The organism is Paraglaciecola sp. MB-3u-78 (genome assembly GCF_002835935.1).
Lineage (GTDB): Bacteria > Pseudomonadota > Gammaproteobacteria > Enterobacterales > Alteromonadaceae > Paraglaciecola.
Window position 1 is genome coordinate 1 of record NZ_PJCF01000007.1, and the last position, 24,876, is coordinate 24,876.

Annotated in this window: 24 protein-coding genes and 4 tRNA genes; 14 read left to right on the forward strand and 14 right to left on the reverse strand. The window is 39.7% G+C overall.

What is annotated here, in order from left to right; genetic code table 11:
* Positions 1-52: 52 nt before the first annotated feature.
* Entirely contained in the window at positions 53-391 is a 339-nt protein-coding gene (locus tag CXF95_RS18715; RefSeq protein WP_101200124.1) for a hypothetical protein, read from the reverse strand.
* Positions 392-647: 256 nt separating this feature from the next.
* Here CXF95_RS18715 and CXF95_RS18720 point away from each other — a divergent pair, with 256 nt between their 5' ends.
* The 3 genes from CXF95_RS18720 (at position 648) to CXF95_RS18730 (ending at position 5,532) form a co-directional block, all read left to right on the forward strand.
* A complete protein-coding gene (locus CXF95_RS18720; protein WP_101200125.1) occupies positions 648-1,364 on the forward strand; it encodes a hypothetical protein in 717 nt (238 codons plus the stop codon).
* Between the two features lie 689 nt (positions 1,365-2,053).
* Complete coding sequence (locus tag CXF95_RS18725) at positions 2,054-4,387, forward strand: hypothetical protein (protein WP_101200126.1); 2,334 nt, start codon at positions 2,054-2,056, stop codon at positions 4,385-4,387.
* Between the two features lie 74 nt (positions 4,388-4,461).
* Entirely contained in the window at positions 4,462-5,532 is a 1,071-nt protein-coding gene (locus CXF95_RS18730; RefSeq protein ID WP_101200127.1) for a hypothetical protein, read from the forward strand.
* Positions 5,533-6,112: 580 nt separating this feature from the next.
* On the opposite strand, the gene CXF95_RS18735 is transcribed toward CXF95_RS18730, so the two are convergent.
* The 8 genes from CXF95_RS18735 to CXF95_RS18775 all read right to left on the reverse strand — a co-directional run bounded on the left by CXF95_RS18735 (position 6,113) and on the right by CXF95_RS18775 (position 10,931).
* A tRNA-Leu gene (locus CXF95_RS18735) sits at positions 6,113-6,199 on the reverse strand.
* 46 nt (positions 6,200-6,245) lie between these two features.
* Positions 6,246-6,319 (reverse strand) — tRNA-Cys (locus tag CXF95_RS18740).
* 151 nt (positions 6,320-6,470) lie between these two features.
* Positions 6,471-6,545, reverse strand: a tRNA-Gly gene (locus CXF95_RS18745).
* Positions 6,546-6,738: 193 nt separating this feature from the next.
* The gene (gene pgsA / locus CXF95_RS18750) at positions 6,739-7,302 is read right to left on the reverse strand and encodes a CDP-diacylglycerol--glycerol-3-phosphate 3-phosphatidyltransferase (protein WP_101200128.1); all 564 of its coding nucleotides are present in this window, start codon (positions 7,300-7,302) and stop codon (positions 6,739-6,741) included.
* 91 nt (positions 7,303-7,393) lie between these two features.
* Positions 7,394-9,226: an excinuclease ABC subunit UvrC gene (uvrC, locus tag CXF95_RS18755; protein WP_369809329.1), complete on the reverse strand. Its 1,833-nt coding sequence runs from the start codon at positions 9,224-9,226 to the stop codon at positions 7,394-7,396.
* A 14-nt stretch (positions 9,227-9,240) separates the two neighbouring features.
* Positions 9,241-9,885 (reverse strand): UvrY/SirA/GacA family response regulator transcription factor, encoded by a 645-nt coding sequence (gene uvrY, locus CXF95_RS18760; protein WP_101200129.1) that lies wholly within the window; start codon positions 9,883-9,885, stop codon positions 9,241-9,243.
* 22 nt (positions 9,886-9,907) lie between these two features.
* Positions 9,908-10,141 (reverse strand): hypothetical protein, encoded by a 234-nt coding sequence (locus CXF95_RS18765; protein WP_101200130.1) that lies wholly within the window; start codon positions 10,139-10,141, stop codon positions 9,908-9,910.
* A 262-nt stretch (positions 10,142-10,403) separates the two neighbouring features.
* Entirely contained in the window at positions 10,404-10,931 is a 528-nt protein-coding gene (locus tag CXF95_RS18775) for a TetR/AcrR family transcriptional regulator (protein ID WP_198556642.1), read from the reverse strand.
* 159 nt (positions 10,932-11,090) lie between these two features.
* On the opposite strand from CXF95_RS18775, the gene CXF95_RS18780 reads away from it, so the two are divergent.
* Complete coding sequence (locus tag CXF95_RS18780) at positions 11,091-12,173, forward strand: FAD-dependent oxidoreductase (RefSeq protein ID WP_101200132.1); 1,083 nt, start codon at positions 11,091-11,093, stop codon at positions 12,171-12,173.
* Here the strand turns inward: CXF95_RS18780 and CXF95_RS18785 are convergent.
* Entirely contained in the window at positions 12,170-12,544 is a 375-nt protein-coding gene (locus tag CXF95_RS18785) for an HPF/RaiA family ribosome-associated protein (protein ID WP_101200133.1), read from the reverse strand. The two genes, CXF95_RS18780 and CXF95_RS18785, sit on opposite strands and share 4 nt — an antisense overlap.
* A 172-nt stretch (positions 12,545-12,716) precedes the next feature.
* Between CXF95_RS18785 and nhaR the strand changes: the two genes are divergently transcribed.
* Together nhaR and CXF95_RS18795 are read left to right on the forward strand one after the other, a co-directional pair.
* Positions 12,717-13,619 carry a transcriptional activator NhaR gene (nhaR, locus tag CXF95_RS18790; protein WP_101200134.1) on the forward strand — a complete coding sequence of 301 codons (903 nt, stop codon included), beginning with the start codon at positions 12,717-12,719 and terminating at the stop codon, positions 13,617-13,619.
* A 197-nt stretch (positions 13,620-13,816) separates the two neighbouring features.
* Positions 13,817-14,548: a tellurite resistance TerB family protein gene (locus CXF95_RS18795; protein WP_101200135.1), complete on the forward strand. Its 732-nt coding sequence runs from the start codon at positions 13,817-13,819 to the stop codon at positions 14,546-14,548.
* A gap of 177 nt (positions 14,549-14,725) precedes the next feature.
* Here CXF95_RS18795 and CXF95_RS18800 read toward each other — a convergent pair.
* Positions 14,726-14,817: transfer RNA gene (locus CXF95_RS18800), tRNA-Ser, on the reverse strand.
* A gap of 269 nt (positions 14,818-15,086) precedes the next feature.
* On the opposite strand from CXF95_RS18800, the gene CXF95_RS18805 reads away from it, so the two are divergent.
* From CXF95_RS18805 to CXF95_RS18835, 7 genes are all read left to right on the forward strand, one after another.
* The gene (locus CXF95_RS18805) at positions 15,087-15,755 is read left to right on the forward strand and encodes a Bax inhibitor-1/YccA family protein (protein ID WP_101200136.1); all 669 of its coding nucleotides are present in this window, start codon (positions 15,087-15,089) and stop codon (positions 15,753-15,755) included.
* A gap of 96 nt (positions 15,756-15,851) precedes the next feature.
* Entirely contained in the window at positions 15,852-16,241 is a 390-nt protein-coding gene (gene tusD, locus CXF95_RS18810; RefSeq protein ID WP_101200137.1) for a sulfurtransferase complex subunit TusD, read from the forward strand.
* Entirely contained in the window at positions 16,238-16,600 is a 363-nt protein-coding gene (tusC, locus tag CXF95_RS18815) for a sulfurtransferase complex subunit TusC (protein ID WP_101200138.1), read from the forward strand. The genes tusD and tusC overlap by 4 nt, the downstream gene beginning before the upstream one ends.
* Positions 16,600-16,884: a sulfurtransferase complex subunit TusB gene (gene tusB / locus CXF95_RS18820; RefSeq protein WP_101200139.1), complete on the forward strand. Its 285-nt coding sequence runs from the start codon at positions 16,600-16,602 to the stop codon at positions 16,882-16,884. The genes tusC and tusB overlap by 1 nt, the downstream gene beginning before the upstream one ends.
* 3 nt (positions 16,885-16,887) lie before the next feature.
* The gene (locus CXF95_RS18825) at positions 16,888-17,226 is read left to right on the forward strand and encodes a TusE/DsrC/DsvC family sulfur relay protein (RefSeq protein WP_101200140.1); all 339 of its coding nucleotides are present in this window, start codon (positions 16,888-16,890) and stop codon (positions 17,224-17,226) included.
* 207 nt (positions 17,227-17,433) lie between these two features.
* The gene (locus tag CXF95_RS18830) at positions 17,434-17,667 is read left to right on the forward strand and encodes a hypothetical protein (protein ID WP_101200141.1); all 234 of its coding nucleotides are present in this window, start codon (positions 17,434-17,436) and stop codon (positions 17,665-17,667) included.
* A 27-nt stretch (positions 17,668-17,694) separates the two neighbouring features.
* Entirely contained in the window at positions 17,695-18,009 is a 315-nt protein-coding gene (locus CXF95_RS18835; RefSeq protein ID WP_157828182.1) for a type II toxin-antitoxin system RelE/ParE family toxin, read from the forward strand.
* Between the two features lie 543 nt (positions 18,010-18,552).
* Here the strand turns inward: CXF95_RS18835 and CXF95_RS18840 are convergent.
* Entirely contained in the window at positions 18,553-20,385 is a 1,833-nt protein-coding gene (locus CXF95_RS18840; protein ID WP_101200143.1) for a hypothetical protein, read from the reverse strand.
* A complete protein-coding gene (locus CXF95_RS18845; RefSeq protein ID WP_157828183.1) occupies positions 20,379-21,530 on the reverse strand; it encodes a hypothetical protein in 1,152 nt (383 codons plus the stop codon). Before CXF95_RS18845 ends, CXF95_RS18840 begins: the two co-directional genes overlap by 7 nt.
* Positions 21,531-21,610: 80 nt before the next feature.
* Between CXF95_RS18845 and CXF95_RS18850 the strand changes: the two genes are divergently transcribed.
* A protein-coding gene (locus tag CXF95_RS18850; RefSeq protein ID WP_101198285.1) for an IS3 family transposase occupies positions 21,611-22,779 on the forward strand; the annotation gives its coding sequence in 2 pieces (ribosomal slippage) (positions 21,611-21,857 and positions 21,857-22,779; 1,170 coding nt in all).
* Between the two features lie 797 nt (positions 22,780-23,576).
* Here the strand turns inward: CXF95_RS18850 and serS are convergent.
* Positions 23,577-24,866, reverse strand: coding sequence for a serine--tRNA ligase (gene serS, locus CXF95_RS18855; RefSeq protein ID WP_101200145.1), 1,290 nt, complete (start codon positions 24,864-24,866; stop codon positions 23,577-23,579).
* Positions 24,867-24,876 lie beyond the last annotated feature (10 nt).

Genomic DNA, 24,876 nt, shown 5'->3' on the forward strand with positions numbered 1-24,876 from the left:
AAATCGACAGTTTGGGGATATAAATACACAGCAACTGGGTCGAAAAACATTCTCATACAGCCAATCCTTTTAGCAGAATGGCTACCCACAGCGGGTCGCAGGTGCTAGAAAAGGATAATTGGGCTTCACGCGTTTGCATGACTATTGAGCTATTATGATTGACCAACTTTGCTTGCACAAATTGGCTAGTCGGTGCAGTGATAGGCATTGTTTTACTTCGCTTCGTTGGTGTTGCCAGACCTAAGGCATGGCGGCGAAAATAGAAGGTTTGTAAATGAATATTGAGCTGCTGGCAAAAGTCGCGTGTAGTCAGTCCTGATTGGGTGTGTTGCTCTACAAGCACTTGCCATTGTTGTTTGGTTCGTCTGGCCATGTTGGTAAAGTCATTCATACCTGTTTAACGCTGTAACCTGCGTAGCCAGTCACACTTATCATCATACGGAGTTGATTTCAGTCAATTACTTAGTGAGTATTGTGTCAGGTTTATTTACACAATTGATATTTTTAAACAAACCCGTTTTATGTAACTTATTGTTTTTAATTAATTAAAATGTTGCGGCGTGAATTATGCGGATATTCCTTCAAAGGTAAGATTTCACTTTTGGTTCACCATTTTCAATTTCGGGAGTGGGTAAAAGGAATAACACATGACATTTAAATTTTTAAAAATGGTTTTAACAACTTGCAGTTACGCAATATTCATAAGCCTCGGAGTACTGAGTGTTTCGGGCACTGCATCGGCCACACTTATAGAGGCAATAGCGAACCTAAATGAGGGTGACAAGTACAGGGTGGTGTTTGTTACGAGCACCACTCGAGATGCCACTTCATCCGACATCAGCGATTACAACGATTTCGTGAGTAATCTAGCCCTATCTGGCACGGTCACGAGTACCTTAGGTTTAGAGTGGACAGCGTTGGCTAGTACATCGGCAGTAAACGCACAGGTAAACACCGGAATAAGTAATTTGGATAGTGATACCGTTAATATATTTAACACAAATGGAGAAATAATTGCGACATCGGGTGAGGATTTATGGGACGGTAATTTAGCCAACCCAATACGGTACGACGAGAATAGGTTTAAAACCAATGAGATCGTTAGGACAGGCACGACTTCAAATGGGGAGAATAACAATAATTACGAACTAGGTGAGGTTGAATCATATACAGGATTAGCATTTAACCAGATATTTGTATGGATTAACTTTGATTTTGATCAAGGCGAAAATGATTATAGTTTTTATGGTGTATCAGAAAGTGTTACGAAGCAAATCGTTGAGGCCCCCGCACCCGGAACGGTTATATTGTTGTCGCTGGGCTTAGCGGGCTTGTCATTCGCTCTATACAGAAGACAATCTTAATCGGCTTGTCATTCAACTATGAGATTTTATCAACCTTTTTATTAGGCCCTGAGTTTAGGTTCAAATTGATGGTCTTCCATTTTGCGTTGGCAGATTTGATGGGTCCTAAAGCCTATTGTCTCCTGACACTCGACCGTTCGCAATAGTGGCTAACTTGCCATACAGAATTCAGAAAAAATGGATGCTGTATGACCGTTTATGGCACAGTCTGTGTAAAAAGTCGACTTTTTGAGAGTCAGTGGATAACTACAGCTATAAAGTTGTCGATTTGGCTGCGGATGTGGGTTTTAAGATTAAATTTCACTTCAAAATATTAAGCTTTGTGGAGAATTATTTCATCAAGTTCTAACTTCTAATAGTTTTTACACAGTCTGTGCACAGACCAGCCAAATAGCTGACATAAGCAATATTAATGTTTAACCTCTCTGAAAACCCCACAGATTAGTGAGAAAACTACTATTTAAATTGACTACGGTCCTTTTAAATTCCTCCCCCTTAAAATTCTATTCATGATGTACATCCTTACCAATAAGCAAGTAAAAGTGATCTAAGTCAACATTAAGTGAGGTTTAAAAAACAACCGTAATTAGCTTGGAGGTATTGTTAACTGTAACCTACACTCATATCTCTAATTCTGTCGGTAGTTTTTCTATCGATGGGCCGCTTCAGGTTTATTATAAGGAATATTTATGAATCGTTTAGTTAACGTTTTTGCCAGTACAATACTTGTAACTTATTTTTTAACTGCCTGTGGCAGCGGTAGTAGCTCTTCACCAGATGGCGGCGGTGGTTCGACACCTCAAACCTTTAATATTGGTGGTACTGCGATAAAAGGTATTATCAAAAACGGTATTGTTAAGATTTATGGTGTAACCAATGGTGTTACGGATACGACAGCATTAGTAGAAGGCACAACGGATTCGAAAGGATCATATTCACTTACTGTTGAAGATTATACCGGGCCTATCGTTATCGAAATAACGGCTGGAACTGATTCAGTCATGGTCTGTGATGTTTTTGCAGGTTGTAATGGCGTTGCCTTTGGGCAAGATTTTGCACTGACAAGTGATTTCAGCTTGAAAGCAGTGGTATCGGATGTTCAAGAAGGTGAAGACGTCACGACTAACATTACTGCAATGACGACTCTTGCTGCAGTCCTGGCGGAAAACGCAACAATATTTGATGCTACTACGGTAGCGGAAGCTAACGCTCATGTTGCTGCATTATTTAATATTACTGGCAAGTTAACCGAGCTTGAAGTTGTCAACCTTACCAATCCTGATGACGTTAATGCTGCGAGTGGCGAAGCACCTGAAGCGGCTATATTAAATGCTGCATTATTAGCGGCTGCCCTTGTCGATGCTGCTGTCGGTACTTCTCCAGACAACGCTTTAGCTGCCATGATTGCCGATTTTGCCGCTAATAATGGTCAGATGATGAATAATGAGTCGACTGATGGGGCAACCGTATCTTTAGCCGAGATATTTGCAGAAGCCTTGGCCATTATTAAAAACCCTAGCTTTGCTGGCGTTGATTTAGGCACGCTTGAATCAACGACAGAATTATTATTAATGCAGGCTCAAGCAGCAGAACCGGATTCAACTAAAGTGGTAGTGCCCGCTAATCCCGCCGTTCAAAACCGCGTACAAGCTGCCAAAAACATGGTTGAGCGTGTTCGTGCTTTTGGTCTGACTGCAACTTATGAAGGCTCTGATGAAGCAACCTTTATTGCTAGCTTTGAACTGGCAACTGAGCTTGTTAGCGAAGTTGATCTTGATACTATTTTTGACAGCTTAGATCCCATCAGTACCGCGTTAGTAATTGCTTATGAAGCTAATATGGCAGCAATCGATGCCGGCTTAGCCGCCTTAACTGCATATACTGTGACTAACGGATCTGAATTAGACATTACAGTCACTATTACCAGTGCGAGTACGGGGGATACCTACAGTATCGATATGGTAGTCCCCGATACTGTCACTGGCTCAGTAGCACTTGATGTTGATGTTGAAGCGACGATTGCTTTAGAAATCGTTGAGGATTTGACTATGACGGATGAAGAATTTTCCGGTGTGGGTAGTTTAGCCATTTCAGGTACGATCAGTTCAGTCAATGTCGCGATGACGATTAATTCAGGTGATATTTCGATTGATTTAGATGATGTCTTTAATAGTAGCGAATCACAAAACGGTTTTGAATACACTGAAACCACCCATGTCACCTTAGCTTCAGCGGATTTAAATATTACTTTAGCCCAGTTAACAGGCGAGGCACCGATCAGCTTTACCGGGCAACTAGGTCTGACTATCGATGACGCAACAGAATCGTTGGCAGCAAGCGTAGAGGATGGTCCAATCTTAGATTGTGATGCTAGCGGGAGTCCTGATGGTACTACTGATTGTATTGGCTATACTGAAACGCAAGAGAGCAGTTTTACGCTCGATGAGTTTGATTTGACTTTAAGTGGTACGTTTAGCCAGGGTAGTGAATCGGTGACCGCCAGTATCACCATAAATATTGATCCTGACACCAGTGTTCATATTCAAACTGACAATTTAATCTCTTCCTGGACTGATTTTTACCAAGCGGGTCAATTTATTGATAGTGTCACTAGTTTTGAAAGTCAAAGTGACATTCTGGGTGAAACCGAAGATAATTTTATTGGTGTTGATTTTGGTATCGCTCTGGAATTTGACCTGGCAGGCTCCTCTGCTATTACCGGAATAATGCTCACGGCCACGCGGACAGGTTTAGAGTCGGCATTATTATCGCTCGATATTGCTGTGGGTTCTGATCGCTTAGAGATTGATGTGGCCGTAGCAGGTGATGATGTAGAAATGACAGTGACAGATCAAAATGGTAATACTTTGATGCTGGCTGAAGCCTGTAATGTTGAGACCGATCTATGTACGGTGACGGGTCACATTATGATTGATGGTGAACAAGCAGCAATCATAGAGGAAGATACTGACAGTGATATCTTTATCATCACCTACCAGGATGGCAGTTTTGAAGTGCTCTAGTTAATATTTTAACCAAAATTAAGTAAGGGCGGCATAAGTCGCCCTTTTTATTGTATTTATTTGAAAGAAAATTTATGTCTATTCGTCTATTTATTTTATTCGTTTGTCTTTCAGTGTCAGCCGGTACATTTTCTCAACAAGCTGATAATCAAATTTTTTTTAGCATCGATAGTTATAGTTATAGTGAGCCAACGTCTATAGCTAGTTTTATAAATAAATTTAATGGTGACCTAGATTATGGCGATCATGCGGTTTCATCCAGTCAGCTTGCCTTTGGTGTTAACTATGAAAATTTTTCCTTTAGCGTGATCAAGCGACTTGATTATTTTTATAAATTTACCAACGATACCGCCCACTTTTATCACCAGACTAAAAATGATGTGGGCTTTGTTGCGGAACAGAAATATCAGCTTGGGTTACAAATGAGTCACCTTGAGGCCTCAGGTTTAAAAGTCGCTTATCGATGGCAACTACCGTCAAATATCACCTTAGCTATTGGAGGCAGTTATTTAAAAACGTCAGATTTTTATCAAGCCAGGTTACGAGGAGAGGCTATTTGGCAAGGAATAGATGATTTTCAGCTTGATGCGCCTGCTCACATATATAGCGCGCATAATGAACTGTTACCATATCCTGAAACTGATGCAGAAGGCGAGGGTGTTACGTTTGATGTTGCCGTTGCCTGGAAAATACACCAACAATGGCAGTTTGCTGTATTAATAAACGATGCTTTTAGTCGAATATATTGGCGTGATGCATTATTCAGCCAAATTAATCGTTGGCAAGTACATCGTTTAACTGAAAATGGACAATTAGATACATCGCCTGTGCTTGAAGGTCGTGTTGTAGATTATCATCAAGAACTACCAAAAAAATGGCGAGGTAAAATAAGTTATACGACTGAAACGGGAACTAACTATTATACAAAAAGTTATCATACGCGTTATTTTAGTCATTATCAGTTAGGACTAAATAAGCCCATAAATGAAAATAATGCGGTGTTTCTGGCCTGGCATATTCAAGCTAAAGCGATAGAGTTAGGCTATGTTATGCCTTACGGATATATTCGTTTTATGACAGATTCATGGCATCGTAAACAGGCTCATGCATTTGCACTTAATGCTGGCTTTTCACTGCCTTTTTAAGCGATAAACCAGAGTTAAACGATTCCCTGTATAATCGAGCTAGGAAATGATAGCTTATTGAGATACACATTATAAAAAATCAGTAAAAAAATATATTAAATCAATACTTTACATGAAAATACGAGAAGCGCCTTCACTATAACTTTAAAAGCAAGAAAACGGTCGCTGAGACACCAAAGCAGTTATCGGCTAAGCCGATGTTTAATCTTTTGCTCTTTCTCTGCACTCAACTCAAGGCTCGCCAACGATTACTTCAATTAAGTAGGGTGAAACTGGATTCATTAGAAGCACGGTTTCGCACAATTGAACAGCTCGACAAAGAGGTCGAGCTAGGGTGCCGATCATCAGGGATGATGATTGACTAATTTAAAGAGTTTGAATCAGCTTGCGAAGAAGAAGCCAAATTTGTCGAATAGAAAGATGAATAGCATTAAGGATTCTGCTAGAAATATCACATGCGGTCGCCGCCCGGTATATCAATGCTCGAGAGAGCATAAGCTGGGATATAAAGGATGTTATAAGTTTAACGATTGGAATGAAAAGGTAAATCAGAAAGCTTCTTAGGAACATAAAAATAAAATGGTGCCCGGGGCCGGACTTGAACCGGCACGTCCTTACGAACGAGGGATTTTAAATCCCTTGTGTCTACCAATTTCACCACCCGGGCACGGGGGGTACTTGTATAAATACAAGCTGGTATTGTTAAGAGTATTTGGAGGCGGAACCCGGAGTCGAACCGAGATACACGGATTTGCAATCCGCTGCATAGCCAATCTGCCATTCCGCCATTCCGCTAAATATCTTATCTTTAATTTCTTCTTAGAAGAAATTGGAGCGGGAAACAAGATTTGCATCCGGTCGGCGCTCCTATTGCTACCCCTTGGGGTCGCAGCCTAACAAATCATACAGACTTTGCTTTTTTCATCCAAATTTAAATTTGGAGCGGGAAACGAGATTCGAACTCGCGACCCCAACCTTGGCAAGGTTGTGCTCTACCACTGAGCTATTCCCGCTTGGTTTACTATGCAATCCTTGCATCAGATTTATGTTGCTTTGCAATGTTTCGCTTGGCTCCCTAAATCTGAGGCTGCATTCTACATTCAAAGTAATATGTGTCAACCACAAAAAGCAGGTTTTTGAACTGACTGGCTGAATTTTGACTTAAACGCGCTAAATTTGCACAAAAGGAATTTATTAGTGAAAACTTTAGACATTTTTCTGATCGTCCCATGCGGCTTTTGTATAAACCACCATTGACCAGAAAGACAATACTGCGGCGAAATACAATAATATGTATCCCAGTGACACCCAATATATTTGTATGCCCATAAAGTATTCCATTTCTGACAGTAAACCAATTAACGCTAACATTTGCGCCATGGTTTTAGATTTGCCTATGAAGGATACTTTGACTAAGTCTTGTTTTCCCTGCTGTCCCATCCATTCTCTTAACGCTGAGATATAGATTTCTCGAGACATTAATAAAATAGCAGGTACAGTTATCCAAGGTGTCTGGTAGCTATGGGTAATTAATAGTAAGGCGGCCGCCACAATGAGTTTGTCGGCCACGGGATCTAAAAACGCACCAAAAGCGGTGGTCTGATTTAACTTTCGCGCTAGGTAACCGTCACACCAATCAGTGATGGCTGCAAACCAAAATATAACAGCCCCCGCTTGGTGTGCCCATTTCCAATCTAAAAAATAGACACCAACAAACACAGGTATGAGTAACACTCTGATCATCGTAATGATATTAGGAATAGTCCACATCTAACTTTCTATATTCCCTGTAATCGTAAAATGAATGGTTTAAGCTCTAAAACTAAGACATTAACCCACATGCAGGGGATTATTTCAAAGCTCAATTGTGAATATGGTCATAAATAATTTCGGCAAGCTCTTCACTGATGCCCGGTACATTAGCAATTTCGCTTTTGCTAGCCTGCAATATTCCATGTAACCCCCCCATATACTTTAGTAAACTTTGCCTTCTTTTTGAACCCACCCCAGGAATGGACTGTAACTTTGAGGTGTTTTTTTCTTTTTGACGCCTTTGCCTGTGCCCTGTTATGGCAAAACGGTGGGCTTCATCACGAATGTGCTGGATTAAATGTAATGCGGCACAGTCACCGGCCATGGGAATAGTCGCGTGACTACCTGCCATTATCAGGGTTTCTAAGCCTGCTTTTCGACTACTGCCTTTTGCAACACCAATTAATAGTGGTTTTTTATCTTGTTTCCAATCATCGAAGTAGGTCTCAGCTTGGGCAAGTTGCCCTTTACCGCCATCAATAAATAAAATATCAGGGATTTTGCTTTCGTCTTTTACATCTCGATAACGCCGCGCGAGCGCTTGGGCCATGGCTGCGTAATCATCTCCAGGGGTAATGCCCTCAATGTTATAGCGACGATAATCGGTTTTATAGGGCCCTTCCCTATTAAACACCACACAAGACGCCACGGTTTGTTGACCAGACGTATGGCTGATATCAAAACATTCCATACGCTGGATAGGTTGTTCAAACTCTAAGATTTGTTCTAATTCGATATAACGAGCAAACACTGATTTTTGATGGCTTTGCCGTGACTCCAAAGCCGTTTCAGCATTGGTGTTGGCTAAGTTGAGATAACGACGTTTTTCGTCTCGCACTCCCTTGTAGAACTGAATTTTACGCCCGGCTTGTTTGCTTAACATTTCCTCGATTGCGGGTTGATCTTCTAACTCACAGGGGATCACGATTTGCTGGGGAATAATTTTATTGCCTGCAAGGTAAAACTGCAAAATAAAGGAGTGAAACACTTCTGCATCACTGGACTGGGCTGGTACTTTGGGATAAAAACTTTTACTACCGAGTAGTTTATTGTCACGAATAAACAAACCTTGAATACTGGCAATACCATTGCGATAGGCAAAACCAAATACATCCATTTCTTGTTGATTACCACTGACCCATTGTTGTTCTTGCACCTTGTTTAAAGCGCCAATTTGGTCGCGATACCGAGCTGCAGCTTCAAATCTAAGGTCAATACTGGCTTGTTCCATTTTGGCAACCAAAGAGTCAATAACTTGTTTGTTTTTCCCTTTTAAAAATAACCGAGCGAATTGCACTTGTTGTGCATACTCTTCCTCACTTACCAAACCTTCTACACAAGGGCCAGCGCAGCGTTGTAATTGGTATTGTAAACACGGGCGTGTTCTAGCGCGGTAATAGCTGTCTTCACATTGGCGAATGGGGAACAAGCGCTGCATGGTGCGTAAACTTTCGCGCACCGCCCAAGCACTGGGATAAGGGCCAAAGTATTCGCCCTTGAGCTTTTTTGGGCCTCGGTGATTACTTAATCTTGGGTGGATATGATCAGATAGAAAGATAAAGGGATAAGACTTATCATCCCTTAACAGCACGTTATAGCGAGGTTTATATTTTTTTATATAGTTATTTTCGAGAATAAAGGCTTCAGCTTCACTGTGCACAACTGTGACGTCCATTTCACAAATTTGTTTAACCAGCGACCGAGTCTTAATGCTATCAACCGTGCTTCGAAAATAGCTAGCAACCCGCTTTTTTAGATTTTTTGCTTTCCCTACATAAATCACTTCCTCTTTCTGATTGTACATCCGGTATACGCCCGGTTGGTTAGTCAGGTTTTTGAGAAAGGCTTGGTGGTCGAAAGGTTCGACATTACTGATACTCATTGCTGTGGGCGAGTTTACAATTGATCAGACAATATCAATTTATGCCGCAAAGCAAGATGAGTAAGCTCAACGTCAGTACTGACCTTGAGCTTATCAAACATTCTGTAGCGATAAGTGTTGACCGTTTTGGCACTGATATTGAGGTATACCGCTATATCGGGCACTTTCGCGCCTTTGGTTAACATTAAAGTAATTTCGAGCTCTCGTTCTGATAATTGCTCGAAAGGGTTACTGTCGTTTAAATTAAGTTGCCCTAGTGCAATTTGTTGGGCTATATCGGGCGACACATATTTTTGGCCCGCAGCCACTTTGTATATTGCTTTGATCATCTCTTCAGGATCAGAATCTTTGGTTAAATAACCAAAGGCCCCGATTTGCATCACTCTTGCGGGAATCGGATTTTCTTTATGTACGGATAACACTATGACGCGAGTATCTTCAGAAAAACGTAGAATTTGCTTTGTGGCTTCTAATCCACCAATGCCAGGCATACTCATGTCCATTAACACTAAATCTGGAGCATGATTCCGACAAAATTTTACCGCATCTTCACCATTGGTGGCTTCGCCCACCACCTCAAAATCGGATACATCTTCTAAAATACGACGGATTCCCGTTCTGACTAATTCATGGTCATCTACTAACAGCAGTTTAATCAAGGTAAGGATCTCTTTATTATTATTATCGGTAAAAATGAGTACTGAGTCTGTTCCAACCTTGGATGGTATCTGCTAATCCTTGACCAATATTATACGCGTAACATTGTTCAACCTGACATCGAATAACCCATCTATTTTCGCAATTTGCAATGGCTTGTGGTTCGCTAGGCTTACCACCACAACGGCAGTTAAGCGGCATATCGGTGGTAACTTTATTAAGCTCAGGTTGACTCTTTTTTTGTTTGAAAGTGATCATACTTATCAATGAACAACAGTATCGATAACCAAGAGCATAAAGGATTACCTAACAAAACCATACTGAAAGTCGCAATAACTAGAATTGTTAGCTTAACTTTTGACCTGCCATACCAAAATTTTCTAATAATACGCCACTCACAGTGCCCTCCAGTGACTTTCAATCGAGTTATGGTTCAGCAGAAATAGCAAAACCATTTAAAAAGGCTAGATTAAGTATTTTCACATATCATTGAGAAGGCAAATTTTAGGATAAATTGCTATCATTTTAAGCTATTCGTCGCTTGGTCGAAGAAACAATTATCACCTAATGCTTTGCTCACCATCATTGCCCCTTCTAATAGCGATAAGGTACTCGCTGCTTTTTGCTCAACGTCAATGGGGTCATTCAATTTATGGGCAACTTGCAACCACTCTAGATTTAACCTGAAGAATCGTTTGGTTTCTTGTTGTACTTTTTCTGGTAAACAATCCGTTTCAGCACCTAACAAACCGCAGAGGCACATTTTTTTATCTTCAAGTAATGCCCGTCTAAATTGTGTTGTATATACTTGAATCGGACTTTTATCTGCCTTGTGTATCTCGCCCGGATCGCCCAGTAAATCCATGAAATAATCTGTATATTGCCGAGCTAACGCAGCACCCAAATCAGCTTTTGTCGGGAAGTGATAATGGACACTGGCACTTTTAATCCCAACTTCTTTGGCAAGCTCTCTAAAGCTAAAATTACTGTAGCCGCCAGAACGTACTTTATCTTCTGCCGCTTTTAGCAATGCTTGTTTTTTGGTCATGTTAAGTCCCCTTATTTGCCAATTATCAGGCAGTGGTAAGCACTTGACAAGTACCAAAGTCAAAACTAACATCACAAACCTATCTACAGGTAGATTTATATTGCATATGCTGCTGTGAATTTTACCTTTATCAGCCAACTCACTTGTTGAGGAGATCACTTGCAACATAAAAAAGTTATCATAGTAGGTGGAGGCTTAGCCGGCTTGTACGCGGCATATTTACTGCAACAGCAAGGTATTCCTTATCTATTGCTAGAGGCTCAGTCTAGGCTTGGAGGACGCATTCTAGGGGTTCAGGATAAACAAAACACCGACCACTACTTTGATTTAGGCCCTGCGTGGATATTCCCCCATCAAAAAAAGATACAGGCTTTAGTGAAACAACTCGATATTTCACTTTTCGATCATTATGCAACTGGAGATGTACTTTATCAAATGTCTGAACAACAGCCACCTCGGCGGATCAAAGGTGCTGGCGATTTACAATTATTGAAGATCCAAGGCGGCACTCAGTCGCTTATAACGGCTTTGCAAAATCCACTTGATCAAAACAACATTCAACTCAATCATGTCATCACAAACATTGAGAGACACACAAATTTATGGCAACTGTCAGCCACTCACAATGGCATTGAGCAAAGCTTTAGTGCCGACCAATTGATGTTAGCTATGCCACCTAGGATCATTGCTAAGTTCCTAACAAATAAACAGTGGATATCAAAATTATTACTCGCCCATCTTCAAAATTCACAAACATGGATGGCTGGGCAAGCTAAATTTGTGGCAACTTACGCGACCCCTTTTTGGCGTAAACAAGGGCTATCAGGGCAAATATTCAGTCAAACGGAGCCTATGGTTGAAACACATGATGCGTCAACCGATAACAATCAACACCATGGTTTATTCGGTTTTATGGGTTGGCCCGCAGCACGCAGAAGCCAAATGACAGAACAACAACTAAAAGATGCCTGTTTAGCGCAACTTGTTTCCTGTTATGGCCCAGATGCCTATGATTTTACAGAATGTTATTATAAAGATTGGGCCACTGATCAATTTATTTGTACAACAAACGACAGCCTTGAAGCCTCTCGTCATCCGGAATTCACCCTCTCAAATCATCGACAAGAGCTTGCTGCACTTCACCTGCATTTTATCGGCAGTGAATTTGCAAGCATTGATCCCGGATACCTTGAGGGTGCTCTCGATGCGGTTGAACAGAGCACCTCAGACCTATGTAGTTAATACAGAGTATTGGGTATTTCAGCCTCTTTGCTGGTCAATAGTAAAATTTCTTTGATTTTTCTTCGTGTTCTAACATGAAGGCTAAGTTGCCGCTTAACGGCTCTTCTACCTCGACGTGTACAAGTATTAATTGCATCGTACAAGTCTTCGGCGGTTTCTTGGACCACCACCGAGCTAGTACTATTAATTTTGACGATAATCTTACAACACTTATCCTCGCCTCCCTTGGGTCCATTGATATCAAATAGATTAACGTCAACTCTACTAATTTTCGATTCATATCTGCCGAGCATTATTTGCACTTTGTTTTTTACATACCGGCTTAGTGCTTCAGATAAAGAAAAATGTCTGGATTGAATATGAACTAACATAATAGAAACCTCTCATTTGGGATAATAGGATCATCACCTCACAATGCTGTGGGATGATAAATGTATGTTGAAAATTAACGTTAGCAACATAGAATACAAAGAAAAAATCGTTTATTATTTATAAAATTCATCGATTAAACCGATGAGTTTAATTTCTGCGAGAGGCATAAAGATGACCATTAACTTTAACTACAAACACTTACATTACTTTTGGATGGTGGCTCATGAAGGCAGTATTGCCAAGGCGAGTGAAAAGTTACACATCACACCACAAACTATAAGCGGCCAGCTTTCGCTGTTAGAGGATAGTATCGGGAATAGCCTATTTTCCAGAGAAGGACGCGGTTTACGCCTCACCGAAACGGGGCGTTTAGTGTTGGGTTACGCAGATGAAATTTTTGATTTGGGCAGAGAGCTAGGGGATGTGTTGCGTGGCAACCCAAAACTAGGACCCGCTGAATTTATAGTCAGTGCTGCCAGTGCGTTACCAAAAACTATTGTTCAAAAAATTATTGAACCCGGATTGCAAATTGATCAAGATATCAGCCTAACGAGTCGTGAAGGGCCAGTTGAAAGTATTCTGGCAGACTTGGCAATACATAAAGTAGATATGGTACTCAGTGATACACCTTTGACAGGGGCGCTAAGCATCAAGGCATATAATCACAAACTTGGCGAAAGTAGTTTGACGTTTTTTGCTAATAAACAACTGGCGGAAAAATATAGACCTAATTTCCCCCATTCTCTTAATAATGCACCCATATTATTACCAACCTCACAATATGCGATACGCCGCTCGGTGGACTTCTGGTTTGAAGAGCAACAAATATACCCCAATATACGTGGCCAGTTTGATGACAGCGCTTTGATGAAGTCCTTTGGTCAAGCAGGACTTGGGATCTTCTTTATGCCAACCATCATTGCAGAAGAAGTGTGTTTTAATTTTAACGTAGAAATAATCGGCAAAGTGGAGGCCATTAAACAAACGTTTTATGCAATTACCGCTGAGCGTAAAGTTAAACACCCTGCTGTTGCTGCAATTTGTGACACTGCTCGCACAATGTTGTTTGCATAAGCAAGCTACACCGATGTCATTAAACAGGCTTATTCTTTGGTGATAGTTGCATAACTGGATTGCAACCAACACATCGTTATTTCCGATCTTTCCTTACTTAAAATACGACTTTTACTGTGCAATAAAAGCAAATAGCATGATCCTAGAATGAAATGCTAAGTAATGAGACTTTGTATTCTATTTAAGGATGTTGCTACATGAATTTTCAAAACTTGTTAAATCAGTTTACTGGTTCGAATACGAGCAGTTCCTCAACTCAACACAATACTAAAGGCAGTAGCCTTGGCTCTGGATTAATGGGTGGAGCAGCAGCCGGTGGCGTAATGGCTCTATTAGTGGGGAGTAAAAAAGGAAGAAAATTTGCAGGTAAGGCCGCCACAGTCGGAGGCGCTGCTTTAATTGGCGGTATCGCATTTAAGGCTTATAAAAATTGGCAGCAAAACAATCAGCAATCATCAACAGTTAATACAGGCCATAACACAGGATATAGTTCACAGCATATCTCAGCACCACAATCTCACGACTCAGGTAACCAAAGAGCGGTGCCAGAGGTTTCCCAAGATTTTCAACTTACGTTGATAAAAGCCATGATTGGCGCAGCTAAATCTGACGGACACATTGATGAAGTTGAACAAAAGCGGATTTTTGATGCTGTGGAGCAGATGTCTTTGAGCAGTGAAATGAAAGGGTTAGTCTTCGACCTACTCAGACAACCTATTTATGTGGAAGAATTGGCACATAACACACAAGGCATGGAGCAAAAATCTGAGGTGTATTTAGCCTCTTGTCTAGCTATTGATTTAGATAATGCTTCTGAACACAACTATTTAAATAAACTAGCCGGAGCATTGGGATTGCCATTAGATTTAGCCGATCAGATAAAAAGTCATGCGAAACAGGCTTTAGACAGTGAAAGGGTTTTGAATTAGTCAGAATAACGAGAGGAAAAGCCGATGAAATCATAATTTGCGGAGGAGTGCTTGTTGAGTATTTAGGCGACTAGATGGGAGTCATCGGTATCGTACTTGAAACTAGCACCGCGAGGGGGTTTACTTCGCTACCCTTCAAATACAAAAAACCCGCAATTAAGCGGGCTCTTTTGAATATGGCGGATAGCGAGGGATTCGAACCCCCGGTAGGTTTGACCCTACGTCTGATTTCAAGTCAGGTGCATTAAACCGAGCTCTGCCAGCTATCCGAGTTTTACTACAATTCGTTGATGCAGAACTAAACTTGTCTGCTGCCCCGAATTGAGGATGCGAATAATAGTGACGTTTTTAGAGCTTGTAAAGTACTAATTGAACAAAAGGGATTGATTGATTATAGTTTGAACGGATTGAGCGCATTTACATCAAGTTACTATTGGGGTGAAGAATTAAATACGTTATTACTTGAAAAAGTGAACCAAACCCCATACAAAGACACTATAAATATAGAATCATTTTAACTTACGTTTTGGAGAATACAATGGAACAAAGATCTTCCTACAGCAGTGCAGGTGAAGCATCGGTATTGCAAACCAACAAAGTACTTCGTAATACTTATATGTTGTTGGCGATGACATTAACATTCAGCGCAGTCTGCGCCGGAATTGCAATGTCAATGGGTCTAGGGCGTGGCACAGCTTTGATGATGAGTCTAGGTGCGCTAGTTATGATTTTCTTCCTAAATAAAGCAGCACAGAGCTCAATGGGCATTTTGTTTGTGTTTGTCTTTACAGGTTTATTGGGCGCTTCCTTAGGGCCAATGTTAAATCACTATGCAGGCTTTCCAGGTGGTTCTGAAACAATTCTTCAAGCTCTTGGTACCACAGCCTTGGTATTCTTCGGATTATCTGGATATGTATTAACCACCAAAAAAGACTTTTCTTTTATGGGCGGTTTTTTGCTAGTGGGTCTAATTGTAGCTGTGGTAGCTTCAGTGGCTAACATCTTCTTGGGTATTCCAGCTCTTAGTCTTGCCGTTAGTGCAGCAATAGTGTTTATTATGTCTGGCTTAATTCTATATGACACAAGCCGCATAATTAATGGTGGTGAAACTAACTATATTCGTGCGACAGTATCCATGTATTTGAATATCTACAACTTGTTCACTTCCATCCTTCACCTTTTAGGTGTCTTCGGTGGTGATGATTAACAGCAAAAAGTCTTAACTTTAAAAACGCCTCAGCTTGCTGGGGCGTTTTTTTACATTACTTATGCTACATTTGCCAAAAGCACTTAAAGTTTAATTATGTCGTCATTTACCTTATTGGTTACCTCAGCACCCTACTCCGATCAAAGTGCTTATAGTGCTTATCGCTTTGCTTTGGCAGCAGTAGAGTCAACTCATCTAATAAAAGGTATCTTCTTTTATCAAGATGGCACTTTAAATGGCAGTGAATTACAGCTAATACCATCAGATGAATTCAATTTGCATCAAGCATGGAAACAACTCTCAGCAGATCACAACATTCCACTTATGGTGTGTGTCAGTGCTGCTACCAAGCGTGGCATTACCAATGCCCAAGACGCTGAGGACTCTGACCAAATACATCATAGTTTGTCGCCTGAATTTCAATCTGTAGGATTAGGCGATTTAGCCATATTATTGGCTGATAGTGATAGGTTGGTGCAATTTTGAAGGCCTCTACTATCGCCATCCTGAATAAATCAGCCCCTTACGGAAGGGTTAATGGTCAGGAGAGTCTGGATATGGCGTTAGCTATGAGTAACTTTGGTCAAGACGTGAATCTGTTTTTCATCGAAGATAGCGTATTACAATTAGTTAAACGGCAAACCCCAGATACGATACAACACAAAGCCTATCACAAGACTTTCGCTGCTTTGGGCTTTTACGATATAGATAATATCTACGTTTGCCAACAGAGCCTATTAGAGCGAAACCTTGAGGTAACAGACCTATTGATCCCCGTCACCCTAATAGAATCAGATCAACTTACCGCATTAATTAGTGAAAGTGCACAAGTGATGGTGTTTTAATGATTTTACATAAAATATCGACCAGTCCATTTGCAGACCAAACATTGCTGCAATGCCTAAAACGAATACAGCCGACAGATAAATTATTACTAATACAAGATGCCGTATATGCCATGGTTAAAGGGGATTTAGTCGATAGTTTGCTCGAACAAGGGCCGATTTATGTATTAAATGAAGACGTGCAGGCCAGAGGGTTAATAATAGAGAACAATCTATATCAAGGTATATCCTATCCTGAATTTGTGGCTCTCACCCTTGAATGTAAACAAGTCATAAGTTGGTAAGTCATGGAATATAGTTTTGAATTTAATGGCCAACAATTGGCAGTAGATAAAGCTGGTTACTTACTCAATGTTGAAGATTGGCAAGCTGAATTAGCTCCAATTTTGGCTGCGACAGAAAATATTCAGCTAACCGATAACCACTGGGAAGTGGTGAATTTTGTGCGCTATTTTTACCTTGAATTTAATACCAGCCCTGCGATGCGAGCTTTAGTTAAAGCCATGGCCAATGAATTTGGCCCAGAAAAAGGTAATAGCCGATATCTGTTTAAGCTTTTCCCAAAAGGCCCTGCCAAACAAGCAACAAAAATTGCAGGTTTACCTAAACCTGCAAAATGTTTGTAATCAATGCGTAAAAACAGCCGCTAAAAATAAGATCCCACAGCTAAAATAAGGGCGTTAGTTGGTGATTTTCTTAATTAAATATGAGCGTTAATCAATATTTTCACTTAAATTGGCTACAACTCAGTACCAGCATCTGATAAAAAGTAAACTGGTTAAATTTTAACAATTATATTAAAATAATAGGTATAGTTTTAGCGAGGTAAAATTATGGTCGCATTAGCACAAACAATAGATCATCTTATTGAAGAGCAAGTTCATGATGGATCAGCACATTCTGAAATTGAAGCAGAACAAATGATTATCTCAGTTGTGGCTGAACGTGTTATTGATAGAAAAATAGCAAAATCCCAAGAGCAAGTGCGTAATGGACAATATTCAGAATTTAATGATGAATTTATGACAAACTTACTTGCTCAAGCAAAAACTCGACATAGTGTTTGACCTAGCGTTTAGGGCTAGTTTGTTATAGTGCAATATTTTACAGTTAATATTTCTGAGGGTGCGAAACAAGATTTAGAAAACATATTTGATTATATATTCAACAATAGTAAAAATTTCAGTATAGCAAGTAACTTTGTACTAAAACTTAATAAAGCACTTGTAAAATCTTTATCATTTTCTCCAACAAAACACCCCATATATAAAAATAAAATTCGTAAGTTTATATACCCTCAAAATACAAATTATGTAGCATACTTTGAAATATTTGATGAAACAAAAGAAGTGATAATTCATATTATTACCGATACAAAACAATACACTCGGTATATGAATTTATCGTGATAAATCTATTTTTAAAAGTATAGTATTTTTACTTTCTTCACCCGTTACCTTCGACTTACCCCCTGTCATAACGCAATCTAGACAGTCACGTTAATTCCCCCCCAAAAACAAACATTTTGTGTTGAAACATTAAATGCGGAAAAACCGAGGCACAGCCTCGAGAGGTTGGAATTAATGAACAAAAATAGTTCATTATTATCATGCGTGCCCTGTTAACTTACTTTAATCAATATTTACATTTAATTTGACTACGACCCTTTTGTTTTAAACGACTCATAGGATTTCCTTATCTCTGAGTTAACCAAATATTGAGTATAGTCTATGGTTTATTTAACTTTGTTCTGACCCCGATATTTAATGATAGGCCAAGAAAGAAACTAAATTATAAAACGCCAGCCAAATTAATGGCTGAACACATGGTGGCTATAGCCGCTTAGAGGTTATGCACTTCAAACTTGAATCTGCCCCTTAATATTTGACGGTTAATTGTCTCTTATTAAAGTGTCCGTTAAACTGTAGCAGGTTCACAACGACTCCTTTTATTTACTCATCTAGCAGCTTAGTTATCTCTTTCTTCACAAAATTAAATCCTTGTTTCTCCTCTAATGCTCTTTTTAAGTACCTAGCAGATTTCCTAGGTTCATCATGTTCTAGATAAAACTTACCTATTTCAAAATTCATTCTTTGTTTGAATCGTTTTTTTGTTTTTTGATCTGATAACAAAGAAATAGCTTCGTAGTATAGTTTTACCCCCTCTTCCAAATTTCCTTTCTTGATTTTATACATGCCTAAAGTTGCTGTTGTAAAAGGATCTATATGAAAAGAATTGCTCATTAAATTAATAAATTCATCCACTTCCTCAATCAACCCGAAGTTCAAATAGGCGAATGCTAAATTGTTAACTGCTCGTTCCTTTAGGTCAGTTCTAAGACTCTTATCCTCACATTTGACTAGAAGTAAAACCTCATTTTTAACAGATAAAACAATTTTTAGATCAGGTTCTGAAGTGGTATGGAAATACAATATTCTGACTAGTAAATCCAACTTTACATTTAAATCTGCAAGGTCATCTTCTAGATATTTGATTGCTAGGTTGACAGCCTCTTTCCGATTACTATTGGCTTCTGTAAGAATCACATGTTGGAGCTTGATTTTTTCAAGCAATGCTAAAGATTCATTTTCTGGTTCTAATAAATGCAAACAAGATTCGAATACTTTACTAAATGCCTCATGTTTTTCATTTTGAATCATCAGTCCACATAAGTTATATAAAGGCACTGCAATATTTGAACTATTTTCTAGTGATTTTTTTAAGGAATAGTTTAAGTATTTTTCAGATGAATGAAAATCTCCCAAAGCCCACTTACATAGACCTAAATTGTTCCAAACACCAGAAGATGAGGTGAAACTTTCTTGATGTCTCAATGCCTCTAATGCTTTTTGTAACATCACCTTATTATTTTTACGTTTTCCAACAGAGTAAAAAGCTCTAGCGTATTGTCCCCAAATATGTTCTTTTTTTTGTTCAAATTCTAAGAACTTTTCGAGTATTGGTATACATTCTTCATCCTTACCTAAAATGTGTGATACATCCACATAAAAGCTAATGGCATTCTCATCATATGGATCTAAAACTATAGCGCGTTTTAACGATTTGTAAGCCTTACCGTGTAATCCCAACTTCCAATAAGATGCAGCCAAATTAACTTTAGCAACTGAAGAATTAGGTTCTTCTTCTGATGCTATTTTAAATGAACGTATAGCCTTTTCTAATTCACCTTTATATAAGCACAAAGCTCCATGAAATAGTCTCGACTTAAAATCTAAAGGGTCTATTGCCAAGGCCTGTTCTATATGAAGGCTTGCCCCGTCTAAATTTCTATTTAGCAGATGAAAATATGCTGTACGCAAATGTGCATAACCATTACCAGAGCTAGCTATAGAATTAAAATATTTATTCGCGTCTTCTTTTAATCCCCGATTAACATAGTTATCACCTAGCTTGTTCTTAGAATAATTTGTCTCGTCTAACTCAATAGCCCTCTTAATATAGGTAAAAGCTTTTTCATTGTCGTTGGAATATTCTGCTAAATCTGCCAAATTCAAAAGATATGTTTTTGAAATATCCTTATCATCAAATTTCTCAACCAATCTTTTAAATTCATCTTGATATTGTGATCGCAAATTGAATACATCATTTTGAGAGACTTCTGGAATGGATAATTTTAATTCATACCCAATTCGAAACTCAGACAATTCTTCTGCTGAGGGTATCTCAATTGCAATGGGAGAGTTTTGATCAAAAAAGATGATATCTATTGACCTTGGAACAATCTTCACATCTCTATCATTAACTTCAGACTTGGAATTTAACATTTTGATTCCAATCGATTCTTCAGGGCCAAATAGTCAGTCAATTTTTTTTCTTTTAAGCAGAGTTTATTTATTCGATGTTCTCTCATAACCTTTCTTTTATGCGCACGTTGCCGATCTAGTTTTTGGTTGGTTAATACCCTAATAGCACTGTCCACTTTTTTTAGAACAGTATCCAAATCCGACAAACGTAAATTATAATCAAAGACAGTCATGTTTCGATGCAATGTATCTAGGATATTTATTATGGAACTAGGAATCGAATGTCCGTTTCCTTCTATTTTTGGTGGTTCCAAAATATATTTAAATGGCTTCAATTCTGAGGCCCATAACTCTTCTTTTTCTTCAAAAGACTTAACGCTTGCCATTTTTGCTTTGAGAAAGGTCAAGGATTGCAAAAAATGAACATTTTTTTCTCTAGCAATTGCAAAAATTTCGGGATTGAACAATTGATATAGTAAAGCTCCTAGAGCATAAATGTCTGTTGATTTTCCAACATTACGGTATCCAGCTAGACCGATAAGAGACTCAGGAGCAGAAAAAGCTGGAGCACCAACAGACATATCTGGATAATCTGAAGATGATGTTGCAGGAGGCATATCATAATGAGCAGCCGTACCAAAATCTATAACAACAACTACTAAATTTCCATCTTCATCAAAACCTCTGAAATTATCAGATTTCAGGTCTCTATGTGAAATACCCTCGGAATGAAAGGAAGCTGTAGCAAGAACTGTATTTCTAAAAACATTTAGTTTTTCCAAAGCGTCATATTTGTCCTGACAAACGAAATACGGTTCAACATCAATATCCAACCAATTGGTTACAAAGAACTTAATGGGTAAAGAACTCAAATTGCCTGCCACATCGAATGCCCAATCGAACTTAGATGGACCGTGGACTATTGCCAAACAGCGTTTTTTTCCATTTAAAAGTTTTAATATTACAGGTTCTCGTTCAAACACTGCTTGTCGATATGAATCTCCTAACAAATCAGGGTCTAAGAATTTTATCGCAACCTTTTCTTCCTCAACAGTATCAAATGCGCTGAATACTAAGGCTGTCACTCCTTTTCTCACTCCAACATCGTGGCAATTGATACATTCAATATCACTGAACCTGCCATCTAAAACAGCAAGCTCCTCCAATTGTTTAATAAGATCCTGACGTGGTTAACTAGATCCGACTACCTCAGTTAAGACATAATAAGCTTAACTGGAGATAGATAATGACAGCACGTAAGAAATACTCAAAAGAATTTAAATTGGATGCCATCGCATTGGTGGTAGAGCAAAAATACAGTCGAGTCGAGGCCGCTAGGAATTTAGGCCTCAGTCCTCAGATACTCGGTCGTTGGCTCAAAGAGGCCGAAGACGATGATGGTCATGCTTTTCGAGGTAACGGCACCCTGACACCCGAACAAGCCGAAATCCGCAGCTTGAAGGGGCAAGTCAAGCGTCTCGAAATGGAGCGTGAAATATTAAAAAAAGCGACGGTCTTCTTTGCCAAAGAAACGAAGTGAAGTATTCGTTTATTACCCGATATAAGAAGACCTGGCCTGTGCGCTTAATGTGCAGGCTGCTCGGTGTACAAAGTAACAATTATTACAGTTATCAGAAGCGTCAAACGAATAAACCTGATGATCTAACGCATCAAGAGATGCTGGAATGGGTAAAGGATATCGCCAAGTTCAGCGATAATACCTATGGCGAACGACGCATTCAAAAAGTATTGAATGCGCTGAGCTTTCCTGTGAGTCGCAGGAAAACAGCCCAATTGATGAAAGAAGCAGGCGTGTGGGTGCGGTATAAAAAGAAATATAAAGCCACCACCAACAGTGACCATAAAAAGCCTATTTATGACAATGTACTTAAGCAAGACTTTGTAGCACAAAAGCCTGACCAAGCTTATGTGCAAGATATCACCTACGTTTGGACATCAGAAGGCTGGTTGTATTTAGCTGTGGTGATTGATTTATATTCACGCAAAGTCGTGGGTTGGAGTATGAGTTCAAGAATGAAGGCCAGTTTAGTCTGTGACGCATTAACCATGGCGATATGGCAACGACAACCGAAAGCAGGATTGATTGTGCATTCAGATCAAGGCGTACAGTACGCCAGCAAAGCTTATCGACGCCTTATAAAGACATATGGTTTTGTAGGGAGCATGAGTAAAAAAGGATGTTGCTGGGACAATGCTGTAGCAGAAAGTTTCTTTGGAAGCCTAAAACAAGAGCGGGTGCATTGGCGCAATTACTCAACACGATTTAGCGCCCAACAAGATATATTGAATTACATGACCATGTGGTACAACAGCCATAGACTTCATTCGTACTTGGATTACCAAAGTCCTAATGACTTTGAAAGAGAAAACAATGAATTACAAAAAGTAGCTTAACTAAGGTGGTCGTATTAGGTTGACCACGTCATCCTGTTGATTGGTACTTCTAGACATTAATAATCCATTATTTAGTTTTTTATTATCCGCTAGATATTATCATAAATGACCAAAAACATAACTATTCCAGAACCTACGGGGCAGGTTCGTTGAAATCAGCGTCACTGATGCTTTTAAGCATTTGACATACCCTCGACTCAAAGCTCGCCAACTATTACTTCAATTTAGTAGGGTAATCGCCATGGACAGGCAATTGAGCGGTGCGCCGTCTGGAAAACGCTATCGGGACACTCACGATAACTTAGCGCTAATTGTCAGCTTAAATTAACAACAAATCCATATTCATTAATTGCGAAGCAATATCTTAGTCGGCAACGCCGATGCTTTTGACTTACCCTCGACTGAATGCTCGCCGGTTATTTTGTGAATTCAGTAGGGTAATTGGCATGCGGACGCCGCGCGGGATAGCCAATTAAGTGATGTACCGCCGGGAGCGGATCATCACGACCTGCTTAATTTGCAAAATTACCGGATGAAGAGCATTGCCCTCGAGCGGCCTTTTTTGCCTACTTTTTTTGGCTGTAGCAAAAAAGTAGGTTGGACGAAGGGATGCGTTTGAAAAATGTCATGCGGACGCCGCGCGGGATGACAGTATGCGAAGCATATGCCTTAAAGGCTTGAAATCTACATTAACTTGCGGGAGCAGGGGCAGGTTCGATTACCCCAACCCTTTTGAATATAAAACAAAAAAGGTGAGTCAAAGCTCACCTTCCCCAACTCAAATAAAAACTACCCCTCTAGCCTATCTTCTCCAACCCTCCCATATAAGGCTGTAAGACTGTAGGAACAGCAACAGAGCCATCAGCTTGCTGATAGTTCTCTAGGATAGCCACTAGAGTTCGTCCAACAGCTAACCCTGAACCATTAAGAGTATGTAACAGTTCAGGTTTGTTACCCTGTTCTTCACGAAAGCGGGCTTGCATTCTGCGGGCTTGGAAGTCCAACATATTTGAACATGATGAAATTTCACGATAGGTATCTTGAGCCGGGATCCATACTTCTAAATCATAGGTTTTACAAGCTCCAAAGCCCATGTCGCCAGTACATAACAACATTTTACGATAAGGTAATTCAAGTAATTGCAGTACCTTTTCAGCGTGCCCGGTTAACTCTTCTAATGCATCAAAAGAAGTTTCAGGTGTGACAAGTTGCACCAACTCTACTTTTTCAAACTGATGTAAGCGGATCAGCCCTCGGGTATCACGGCCATGGGATCCTGCTTCACTGCGAAAACATGGGCTAAAAGCCGTCATTTTTAACGGTAAATCTTTCATTGCGTAAATTTCGTCACGTGCAATATTAGCTAAGGGCACTTCTGATGTGGGAATAAGTGACAAACCCTGCCCTTCTTCTGTAGCAGGTTTAGTATGAAAGGCATCACCCATAAATTTAGGAAATTGACCTGTGCCTGTCATGCTTTCATGGTTGACCAATAAAGGTACGTTGGTTTCTTCGTAGCCATGTTCTTGGGTATGTAAGTCCAACATAAACTGAGCAATAGCACGATTAAGCCTAGCAACTTGTCCACGCATCACCACAAAACGTGCGCCAGCCAATTTTGCACCCGCATCAAAATCAACACCCTTACTTAGGTTTGCACCTATGTCTACGTGATCTTTTATCTCAAAATCGAATTCACGCGGCGTGCCCCAGCGACTGATTTCAAGGTTGTCATTTTCATCTTCACCTTGCGGCACTGAGTCGTCGGGTAAATTGGGGATAGTTAGTGACTGAGCAGTAATTTCTTCTAACAACACCGACAACTCGGCTTTTGCTGAATCTAGTTCATCACCTAGCTTTCCCACTTCTGCTAAAAGAGGTTGAATATCTTCGCCCGAAGCTTTAGCTTGACCAATAGATTTAGAACGCACGTTGCGTTCGTTTTGTAATTCTTGGGTTTTAATCTGTAATGACTTGCGCTTTTCTTCTAACTCAATAAAGGAATTTACGTCTAACTCAAACCCTCTTCTTTTTAGTTTTTCTGCAGTCTGTTGAATATCACCACGTAAAAATTTTGGATCTAACATCTTGTTTTAT